General features: G+C 70.4%; 10 protein-coding genes. 7 read left to right on the forward strand and 3 right to left on the reverse strand.

Features of this window, described 5'->3' with window-relative positions:
- The coding region (locus APY03_RS25110; protein ID WP_068681199.1) for an NAD(P)/FAD-dependent oxidoreductase at positions 1 to 1,160 on the forward strand (1,160 nt) is incomplete at its 5' end.
- 15 nt (positions 1,161 to 1,175) lie between these two features.
- On the opposite strand, the gene APY03_RS25115 is transcribed toward APY03_RS25110, so the two are convergent.
- From APY03_RS25115 to APY03_RS25125, 3 genes are all read right to left on the reverse strand, one after another.
- Positions 1,176 to 1,415, reverse strand: coding sequence for a hypothetical protein (locus APY03_RS25115; RefSeq protein ID WP_068681201.1), 240 nt, complete (start codon positions 1,413 to 1,415; stop codon positions 1,176 to 1,178).
- Positions 1,416 to 1,498: 83 nt separating this feature from the next.
- Positions 1,499 to 2,971: a DHA2 family efflux MFS transporter permease subunit gene (locus APY03_RS25120; RefSeq protein ID WP_068681203.1), complete on the reverse strand. Its 1,473-nt coding sequence runs from the start codon at positions 2,969 to 2,971 to the stop codon at positions 1,499 to 1,501.
- Positions 2,972 to 3,142: 171 nt separating this feature from the next.
- The gene (locus tag APY03_RS25125) at positions 3,143 to 3,463 is read right to left on the reverse strand and encodes a hypothetical protein (RefSeq protein ID WP_068681205.1); all 321 of its coding nucleotides are present in this window, start codon (positions 3,461 to 3,463) and stop codon (positions 3,143 to 3,145) included.
- Between the two features lie 170 nt (positions 3,464 to 3,633).
- Between APY03_RS25125 and APY03_RS25130 the strand changes: the two genes are divergently transcribed.
- The 6 genes from APY03_RS25130 to APY03_RS45725 form a co-directional block, all read left to right on the forward strand.
- Positions 3,634 to 3,822: a hypothetical protein gene (locus APY03_RS25130; protein ID WP_146039319.1), complete on the forward strand. Its 189-nt coding sequence runs from the start codon at positions 3,634 to 3,636 to the stop codon at positions 3,820 to 3,822.
- Positions 3,823 to 3,907: 85 nt separating this feature from the next.
- Positions 3,908 to 4,585 carry a LuxR C-terminal-related transcriptional regulator gene (locus APY03_RS25135; RefSeq protein WP_068681209.1) on the forward strand — a complete coding sequence of 226 codons (678 nt, stop codon included), beginning with the start codon at positions 3,908 to 3,910 and terminating at the stop codon, positions 4,583 to 4,585.
- Between the two features lie 54 nt (positions 4,586 to 4,639).
- Positions 4,640 to 6,067: an ATP-binding protein gene (locus APY03_RS25140; protein ID WP_068681211.1), complete on the forward strand. Its 1,428-nt coding sequence runs from the start codon at positions 4,640 to 4,642 to the stop codon at positions 6,065 to 6,067.
- Complete coding sequence (locus APY03_RS42695) at positions 6,064 to 6,213, forward strand: hypothetical protein (protein ID WP_162487110.1); 150 nt, start codon at positions 6,064 to 6,066, stop codon at positions 6,211 to 6,213. Before APY03_RS25140 ends, APY03_RS42695 begins: the two co-directional genes overlap by 4 nt.
- Before the next feature lie 7 nt (positions 6,214 to 6,220).
- Positions 6,221 to 9,037: an ATP-binding protein gene (locus APY03_RS25145; RefSeq protein ID WP_162487109.1), complete on the forward strand. Its 2,817-nt coding sequence runs from the start codon at positions 6,221 to 6,223 to the stop codon at positions 9,035 to 9,037.
- Positions 9,038 to 9,384: 347 nt separating this feature from the next.
- A partial coding sequence (locus APY03_RS45725) for an ESPR-type extended signal peptide-containing protein (RefSeq protein ID WP_198161296.1) occupies positions 9,385 to 9,781 on the forward strand: 397 nt, incomplete at its 3' end.

Below are 9,781 nucleotides of genomic sequence, written 5' to 3' on the forward strand. Positions count from 1 at the left end.
CCGAGGCCGGGCAGGGCGCCCGCGTGCATCTGGTGTGCGAGGAAGACTGCATTCCCTACCACCGGCCGCCGCTGTCGAAGACCTTCCTCAAGAGCCCTGAAGAGGCGCCCCAGTTGCACCGCGCAGAGGCCTGGTATGCCGAAGCGGGCATCACGCTGCACCTGGGCGATCCGGCGCTGGCCATCGACCGCGCTGCGCGCACCGTCACCTTGCGCTCCGGCGCGGTCCTGGGCTGGGAGCGGCTGGTGCTTGCCACCGGCACGCGCGCGCGCCGCCTGCCGGCGCTGGTGGGGCTCTCGAACGTGGCGCTGCTGCGCGCGGCCGACGAGGCCGCGCAGCTGCGTTCGATGCTCGGCGCGGCGCAGCAGGTCATGGTGCTGGGCGGGGGCTTCATCGGGCTGGAGGTGGCGGCCACGGCACTGGCGCTGGGCAAGCACGTGACCGTGCTGGAAAGTGCGCCGCGCCTGCTGAGCCGGGCGGTGTCGCCCGCGCTGTCGGAGCATGTACTGGCGACGCATCGCGCGGCCGGCATGGACATCCGCATCGGCGCGAAGACCGGTGCCTGGCAGACCGACGGGCAGCGCCTCGCAGCCATCGAGGTCGACGGCGAGGCGCTGCCGGTGGACCTGCTGATGGTCGGCATCGGCGCCGTGCCCGAGACCGCGTTGGCACAGGCGGCCGGCCTGGAGTGCGCCGACGGCATCGTGGTCGATGCCTACATGCAGACCAGCGACGAGGCGGTGCTGGCGGTGGGCGACTGCACGCGCTTCCCTGACCGGCGCGCCGGGCAGGCGCTGCGGCTCGAGTCGGTCCAGAACGCCAACGACCAGGCTCGCACGGCCGTGGCGACGCTGACCGGCGCGGCGCGTCCGCACGACGCCGTGCCATGGTTCTGGTCGGACCAGGGCAGCCTGCGCTTGCAGATGGCAGGGCTGGTGCCCGCCGAGGGCACGCCGGGCGCGAGCATGGTGCGCCGCCCCGGGGCGAACGCGGCCGCCTTCTCGCTGCTGCACTATGTGGATGGCGTGTTGCGATGCGTGGAGTCGGTCAACGCGCCTGTCGACCACATGATGAGCCGCAAGCTGCTCGAAGCCGGGCGCAGCCCGGACCCGGCGGTGGCCTCGGACCCCGCCGTGCCCTTGAAGACGCACCTGGCCTAGCGGCCCTGTACAGGGTTAGCTGCTGGCTGCTGCGGTGCGTTTGCTGCTGCGCTCTTCGGCGGCTGCGTTGCGGCGCAGTTCCGCATCCATGGCGCGCGTGCCGGCTGCGAGCGCTGCCTCGTAGGTGTCGGAGCCGTATTCGGCGGCTTTCAGGACCTTCTGCGGAGCGCCGCCGTCATCGGTCTGCAGCAATGTCCAGACGAAGGAGCCGGGTGCCGCCTCGTCGATGGTGAGTTTGATCGGAGGATGTTTCATGGCTCATTCATGGTGAGCGGCGAAATCCCCAAATGCTGTAGGCCAAGTTCCATCGTCGCGACGGTTACATGATTCACCGGCGCTCAAGTCATTCGCCCCGTCTGGGGTGCGCGATCGCCCGCATTCGCCCCCGACGGCGATCCGGCGCGAAGCAGCAGCGCACCGAGCACGGCCGCCGATGCCGCGAACGCGGCGCCGACCACGAAGGCCAACTGGTAGCCACCCACCAACGCGGGCAGCGGTCCGGCGCCCGCGGCCGCCATGCCCCCGGTGCGCGCCGAGGCCAGGCTTGCCAGCACGGCAAGGCCCAGCGCACCGCCCATCATGAATGCGGTGTTGACGACGCCGGAGGCGAGGCCCGATTCGCTGGGCGCAACGTCGCTCATCGCGACCAGCAGCATCGGGTTGAGCGCGATGCCCGCGCCCAGGCCGAGCAGCGTCATGCCGGGCATCACGTGCAGCAGGAAGCTGCCTTCCACCGGCGCACCGGCAAAGAGCAGCAGCCCCGCCGCCGCCAGCAGCAGCCCGAAGGCCAGCGGCCCCCGGTTGCCGAAGCGCATCACCAGCCTGGCTGACAGTCCGAGCGAGAAGGCGGCCATGATCAGGTTGGCCGGGAGGAAGGCCAGGCCCACCTGCATCGGGCTGTAGCCCAGCACCAGCTGCAGGTAGAGGGCCGAGATGAAGAACCAGGCGAACATCGCGGCGGCCCAGAGCACGCCCATCACGTTGGCGACGGCGACGTTGCGCAGTCCGAACAGGCGCAGCGGCATCAACGGGTGGCGCACGCGCGCCTCGATGGCGATGAAGGCCGCCAGCAGCAGCGCCGCGAGCCCGAGCAGGCCGAGCGTCTGGGTGGAAGTCCAGCCGGCCTCGTTGCCGTTGACGATGGAATAGACCGCCAGCATCAGCGAAACGGTGACGGTGAGCGCGCCGCCGACGTCGAGCCGCTCGCCGGCCGCATGGCCGGGCAGGTGCGGCAGCAGTGCCAGGCACAGCACATAGACCGCCACGCCGATCGGCAGGTTGACCAGGAAGATCCAATGCCAGCTCAGCGCGTGCGTCAGCAACCCGCCGAGCAGCACTCCGATGCTGCCGCCGCCAGCGCAAACGAAGCCGTAGACGCCCATTGCCTTGGCGCGTTCCGCCGGCTCGGTGAACAGGTTCATGATCAGCGAAAGGGCCACCGCCGAGACCACTGCGCCGCCCAGGCCCTGGACGGCCCGCGCCGCGATCAGCAGGGTTTGCGAGTTCGACAGGCCGCAGGCCAGAGAAGCCAGCGTGAACAGCGTGATGCCGGCGAGGAACAGCCGCCGGTGGCCGAACAGGTCGCCCAGCCGGCCGCCCAGCAGCAGGAAGCCGCCGAAGGTGAGCATGTAGGCATTGATGACCCAGACCAGCGAGGTCTCGCTGAAGCCGAGGTCGGTACGGATCGAGGGCAGGGCGACATTCACGATCGTGGTGTCGAGCACGATCATGAGGACGCCAAGGCAGAGGACCATCAGCGCGAGCCAGCGGCGGCGCCCTTCGATGTGCTTCGGGGCGGCCGTGCGGCTCATGTTCTATTGCCGTGGAGCACGGCGGTCCTGTGGGTGCGCAGCATGGAAGCTCCTGGTTGTGGATGGTGTACACAACCATAGCAAAGATGCTGGACGGTGTCCACATCTGCTGCGGAGGTTCGGCGACGCCGCGCGCCGAGACCTCGCCGCTCCCGCTGCCGGCGGGCTGGATCAGTAGCGGTAAGGATTGCCCGGCCGGCGGTCGTAGTAGTTGGGCACGCCGTCGCCGTCGCGATCGCGGTCGTAGCGGTTGGGCACGCCATCGCGATCGCGGTCGCCCCAGCCGCGTCCGCGGTAGTAGCGGCGATCGTCGTACCCGTAATGGCGTGGCGGGGGCGCGTAATACGCCCGCGGTGGTGGAGGTGGCGCGGGAACGACGATCACCCGGTTGTCGTAGCGGTAGCGGCCGTCATGCGCATGGGCAGGAGCGGTGGCGAGTGCGCCGAGCGAGAGCAACGCGGCGGCGCCGAGAGCGAAAGTGATCTTCTTCATGGGTGCTCCTTGTTCTGGAACCAAGTGGCTTCATCGTGCGCCGCCTCTGTGAAGCAGCGGTAAGCCGGAGGCGAAATCTTGTATAGCCGTGTGACTCTTCCGACAACGCCGCCGGGAAAATGAACGCCGACGTTCGCATTATTTGTTTACATATAGTTAAAATGTATTACATGAATACGGATCGCGACAACTTCCATGACTGGGCGCGGGAGAAAACCGACACCAGCTTCGACAAGATCAGACGACCGGAGCCCTTGGAGGACTCGGATCACGAAGCCGTTGGCTGGGGACGCCTGGTCATCTTCGCGCTGCTCGGCGCCGCCCTGGTTGGCGGCTTCAAGTGGTTTGCCGGCCTGTGAGCATCGGCATCACAAGAAATCACACGGCTTAACTTGGCCCTCGCCCTCTCCAGGCCGATCATTCCCCGGCCAACGGAGGAATGCCATGCCAACTGTCGAAGAAACCCGCGTGCTGGTGGTGCACGAGGACCCGCTGGTGGCGGCCGGCATCGCTGCCATCCTGCACGACCGTCCCGGCCTCGCCGTGACCCTGGGCCGTGAGGCGGCGGGCGAGGAGGCCGATGTGCTGGTCGCCGACTACCGGCGCGGCATGGACTACCTGGCCGCGGCCAGATGCCAGGCAGCCGGAAGGCGGCGACCCACGGCGCGCGTCATGGTGGTGACCCCGCTCGACCGCGAATGGGAGGTGCGCTGTGCCGTCCATGCAGGCGTGCACGGCTACGTGCTGCAGGGTTGCCCGATCGACGAGTTGGTGGACGGCGTGATGGCCCTGCGCCTCGGGCAGCGCTACCTGTCCCCGGTGGTCGCCCGGCGCGTGGCGGACAGCCTCTCGCGCGAGCAGCTCACGGCGCGCGAGACGCAGGTCCTGGGCCTGCTGACCGCGGGCTCCTGCAACAAATCCATTGCGAGAGAACTGGGCATTGCGGTAGGCACGGTGAAGATGCACGTCAAGGGCATTCTCAAGAAGCTCGAGGCCACGACCCGCACGCACGCGGTGATCCTGGCGGCGGAGCGCGGCCTGGTCGGCCCGGCGTCGGCCGAGGGACGGCCAGCAGGCGCAGCGCACGGCCGCGCCCAGCATGTGGGCGCGCAGTACGCCTGAACGGCGCGTCCGGCATGGCCGGCGCCCGTCTCGACGCGTTGCGTCCCATCGCGAATGAACCGCCCGGACCCTCCCTTCCTGCGCTTCGGCTCGTTCCGGCTCAGGCCGGGTCCCGGAACGTCGGCCCGCGCCGCACCCCCCTGGCTGCCGCTCGACCGCGTCACACCGCTGATCGGCCGCGCCGAGGCGCTCGAGGCCCTGGCGCGCGAATGCCCGCGGCGGCGCGTCGTGAGCATCGTCGGCCCCGGCGGCATCGGCAAGACCCGGCTCGCGCAGGCGCTCGCCGAAGCGGTCGCCGGCCGCTTCCGCGACGGCACCGCCTTCGTCGACCTGGCGCCCCTGGCCAGCCCCCGTTTCGTGCTCGACACGCTGGCTGCCGCAGTGCAGCTCCCTGGCGAGCCGGAACTGAACGCGGGCGATCTGGCCGCCGTGCTGGAGGCGCGGCAGATGCTGATCGTGCTGGACAACTGCGACCATGCGATCGGAGCGGTCGCGGCGCTGGTCGAGGGCGTGCTGGCGCGGGCGCCGCACATCCGCTTCGTGGCCACCAGCCGGGAGGCGCTGCGTGTGGCAGACGAGCACGTGCATCGCCTGCGTCCGATGGAGGTACCGGGGCCATCCGAAGGAATCGGCGCGGCGGCGGCGCTGGCTTTTCCTTCCGTGCGGCTGTTCGTCGACTGCGCGGCCGCCAGTCTCCCGGGCTTCGCGCTGACCGATACCGACGCTCCGGCGGTCGGCTCGATGTGCCGGCGCCTCGACGGCATTCCGCTCGCGATCGAGTTGGTCGCGGCGCGCGTGCGGCGCTTCGGTGTGCAGGAGCTCGCGGCCCAGCTGGACCGGCGGCTGCTGTGGCTGAAGAACGATCTTCGGCGCGCGCCGCGACGTCATCGCAGCCTGCACGCGCTGCTGGATTGGAGTCACGACCTGCTGTCGGAGGCCGAGAAGAGGGTGCTGCGCCGCCTGGCCGTATTCCGGACGCGCTTCACCCTGGCCGCCGCTGCCGCGGTGGCGGCGGACCGGCAGCCCGGCGATTCCGAGGTGCTGGAGCCGCTGCTCGGCCTGGCCTCCAAGTCACTGCTCGTCGTGGCGCATGGGGCCGACGCCGAGCCGCGCTACAGCCTGCTCGACACCACGCGCGCCTACGCCCGCGAGAAGCTGGTCGCGAGCGGCGAATTCCCGCGGGTCGCGCGACGCCACGCGCAGCACCTGCGCGCCATGTTCGAGCAGGCGCGGCGTGACCTGCCCGCGATGGACCGGGCCCGCTGGATGGCGGTCCACGGCGGGGCGATCGACGATGTCCGCGCCGCACTCGCCTGGGCCTTCTCGGCCGAAGGGGATCCGGCCATCGGCACCGCCCTCGCGGCCGTCACGCAGCCGCTCGGCTACCAGCTCTCGCTGCTGGACGGACACCAGGCGCATGTCGAACAGGCGCTGGACCTGCGCGTGCGCTCGGCGCCCGGGCCCGGGAACTTCGAGGCATGATCGGCCTGGCGCGGATATTGCGCGACACCGGGCGCGCGCATGAGGCGCGCGACCCGCTGGACGCTCTCTGCGCCTGCTTTGCCGAAGCCGAACCACGGCGGGACCTGCCCGAGGTCCGCACGCTGCTGCCACGACGCGATGAATGACATGGCCATGCCACCAGTCGAAGACATGCTGAGCTTCGGCCCCTTCAGGCTGCTGCCCGCGCAGAAGCTGCTGCTCGAGGGCGAGCGGCAGCTGCGCCTGGGCAGCCGGGCCTTCGACATCCTCGGGGCGCTGGCCTGCCGGGCGGGCGAGGTACTGAGCAAGGAGGAACTGATCGCCCATGCCTGGCCCGACACCGTGGTCGAGGAGAGCAGCCTGCGCGTCGGCATCGCCGCGCTTCGGCGCGCCCTGGGCGATGGCCGCGAGGGCGTGCGCTACATCGCCAATATTCCGGGGCGAGGCTACTGCTTCGTCGCGCCCGTCGTGCGCTCGCGTCCGGGTGCGCAGCGCCCGGCCCGCATCGCCGCCGGGCAGGCCCACAACCTGCCGCTGCGGCTGACCCGCATGATCGGGCGCGCGGGCACTGTCGAGTCGCTGGCGCTGGAGCTGCCGCGGCATCGCTTCCTCAGCGTGGTCGGCCCGGGCGGAATCGGCAAGACCACGGTGGCGCTGGCGCTGGCCGAGCAGCGGTTGGCGAGCTATCCCGACGGCGTGCGCTTCGTCGACCTGGCGATGGTGTCGGAGCCTGGGCGCGTGCCCGGCGCGCTCGCCGCAGTGCTCGACGTGGCGAGGGCGGCCGCCGATCCCATGCCGGGCCTGTTGTCCCACCTGCGCGAGCGGCGGCTGTTGATCGTGCTCGACAACTGCGAGCACGTGGTCGAGGCGGCGGCCACCCTGGCCGTCAGAGTGCTCAAGGCGGCGGCTGGCGTCCATGTGCTGGCGACCAGCCGCGAACCCCTGTGCGCGGAGGGCGAGCGGGTGCACCGCCTGGCTTCGCTGCCTGCGCCGCCTGAATCGGCCGGCCTGACCGCCGCGGCCGCGATGGGTTTCCCCGCGGTGCAGCTGTTCGTGGAGCGCGCGGTCGCGAGCCTCGACAGCTTCGAGCTGCGCGACGGCGACGCCTGCCTGGCGGCCGAGCTCTGCCGCCGCCTCGACGGGCTGCCGCTGGCGATCGAGCTGGCGGCCGCGCGCGTGGGCTTCTTCGGCATCCGCGAGCTGGTGGCGCGGCTCGACGACCGCTTCCGCCTGCTGTCCAGCGGGCGCCGCACCGTGCTGCCGCGCCACCAGACGCTGCGCGCGCTGCTGGACTGGAGCTACGAGCTGCTGTCTGACGGCGAGCGCGTCACGCTGCGGCGCCTCTCGGCCTTCAGGGGCAGCTTCACGCTCGAATCCGCCGGTGCGGTGGCGGGCGACGAGCAGTTCGGTGCGCCGGAGATCTTCGACGCGCTGGAAGCCTTGGTCGCCAAGTCGCTCGTCGTGGTCGACGCGCGCGAGCGGGGCACCCGCTACCGGCTGCTCGACACCACCCGCGGCTATGCCATCGAGAAGCTCCTGCAGACGCGCGAGAGCGCGACCGTGTTCGCGCGGCACGCCCGGCACCTCTGCGACCTGCTGGAGGCGGCCGAGCTCGAGGCGCCGACGTGGGTGTTCTCGCGCGCGGATTCCAGCTACGGGCGGTTGGTCGACGAGGTGCGCGCGGCGCTGGATTGGGCTTTCTCGCCGGGAGGCGATCCCGCCCTGGGCGTGACGCTGACGACGGCTTCGGTGACGCTGGCGCACCGGCTGTCGTTGTTCGACGAGTTCCGCGTGCGCGCCGGGCGAGCCCTGGCGCACCTGGCAACGCTCCAGCAGCCGCCCGCCCTGGCAGAGATCCGGCTCAACGTGGTTCTGGGCGCCTTCGTGGGGCAGTCGGTCGGTGCCGTCGAGATGTCCGACGGCGCATTCCGGCGCGCGCGAGAACTGGCGCAGCATTCCGGCGAGGCGCGGCACCGCATCGAGGCCCTGTATGGCGACTGGGTGTGCGCTTTCGGCCATGCCGATTACCCGCGGGCATTGCGCCTGGGCGGGGAATTCGGCGAGGCGGCGCGCGCCGTCGGCGACGAACTGGGAATGGAGGTGGCTGACCGGATGCTGGCGCAATCGCACCACTACCTGGGCGACCACGCCCGGGCGCGGGCGCTGGCCGAAAGCGTTCTCCGGCATCCGGCCGGCCGGCTCCGGTCCGGCGGCAACCGGCTGCCTTCGCTGGACTGCCGGGTCTCGATGCGCATTGTGCTGGCCCGCATCCTGTGGCTCGAGGGCCGCCCCGAGCAGGCCATGCGCCTGGCCTGCGAGGCCCTGGACCACGCGCTGGCCGATGTCGCCTTCGGCGTCTGCCAGGCGATCGCCCTGGCGGCCTTTCCGATCGCCATGTGGACCGGCGACGAGGTCCAGGCGCGCTCGCTGCTGCGCATCCTCGGCGAGTATGCGAGGAGCAACGCGCTCGACTACTGGGGATGCTGGGCACGCCACTTCGAAGGCCTGTTTCCGGGTGCTGAACCGGACGCGGCGCCGGCAGACGACAAGCAGTCCGACCTGATGGCAACCCTCGGGAGCGCCCGGGCCGGGCCCCGGCAACTGGCGCGCGTGGCGCAAGCCCAGGTCGGCTGGTGCGCGCCGGAGATCCTGCGCGTCCATGGCGAGAACCTGCTGGCGGGAGGCGCACCCGACCGTGAGGCCGAGGAGTTCTTCCAGCGCTCGCTCCAGTGCGCGCGGGAGCAGGGCGCCCTCTCCTGGGAATTGCGCAGCGCCACCAGCCTGGCGCGCCTGTGGCAGCGGCAGGGGCGCGAGGCGCAGGCGCGCGACCTTCTGGCAGCCGTGCGGGGGCGCTTCAGCGAGGGGTTCGCGACGGCCGATCTCCGCATGGCTGACCGGCTCCTGGCCGCGAACCAAGGCGCCGAGGGTCGGTCTGCAATCGGCGCTCATCCGGTCCGCAGAGTCGGCTGAGCTCGGCTTCCAGCCGTTGTGCGCCGCCCCCGGTGAGGCTGCGACGTTCGCGCACACCTGGATCTCGCAAACGTAGGCCCTTGCAGCGTCCCGATGTGAGTGTGGCTGACGAGTACTTCCGATGCCCCGTTGCACCGCCTCGGGCCTCGTAATGTGAAAAAACTCACGAAAAGCGCTCGAGCCCAGGCCGGCGTGCTATCTGAACCATAGCGTTCAGAGGACGAAAGTATGCATTCGTAACCAGTTGTGTGAATTCCTTCCTTAGGCAATGAGTACCTTAGAACTAAATTCAAAAGTATTCAATTTCCGCCCTTGGCGGTGTGCTTGCAACTCGGAAGGTAAACAAAATGAACTGCGTCTTCAGGATCGTCTGGAATTCAGCGAAGGGCCTCTGGACTGTGACTTCGGAGCTGGCAACCGGCGCCGGCAAGTCATCGGCCGGCGGCAGCTCCCGGTCTGGTTCGCAGCTTCAAATGCCCAGGTTTGCGCGCGCCAAGGGACTGCAGGCTTGCATGGCCATTGCGCTTTTCACCTTTGCGGGGGGCGCGTCTGCGGCGAACTGCGGCAATGACAAGGACGTTGGCAAGGCTACATGTGCCAGGCCGGACCCTGGGCCGGCTCCGGCGCCTGCACCCGCGCCTGCACCGGCACCTGCACCTGCACCGGCACCGGCACCTGCACCTGCACCGGCACCTGCACCTGCACCGGCTCCGGCTCCGGCTCCGGCTCCGGCTCCGGCTCCGG

Origin of the sequence: Variovorax sp. WDL1 (assembly GCF_001541225.1) — a bacterium.
Taxonomy (GTDB): domain Bacteria; phylum Pseudomonadota; class Gammaproteobacteria; order Burkholderiales; family Burkholderiaceae_C; genus Variovorax.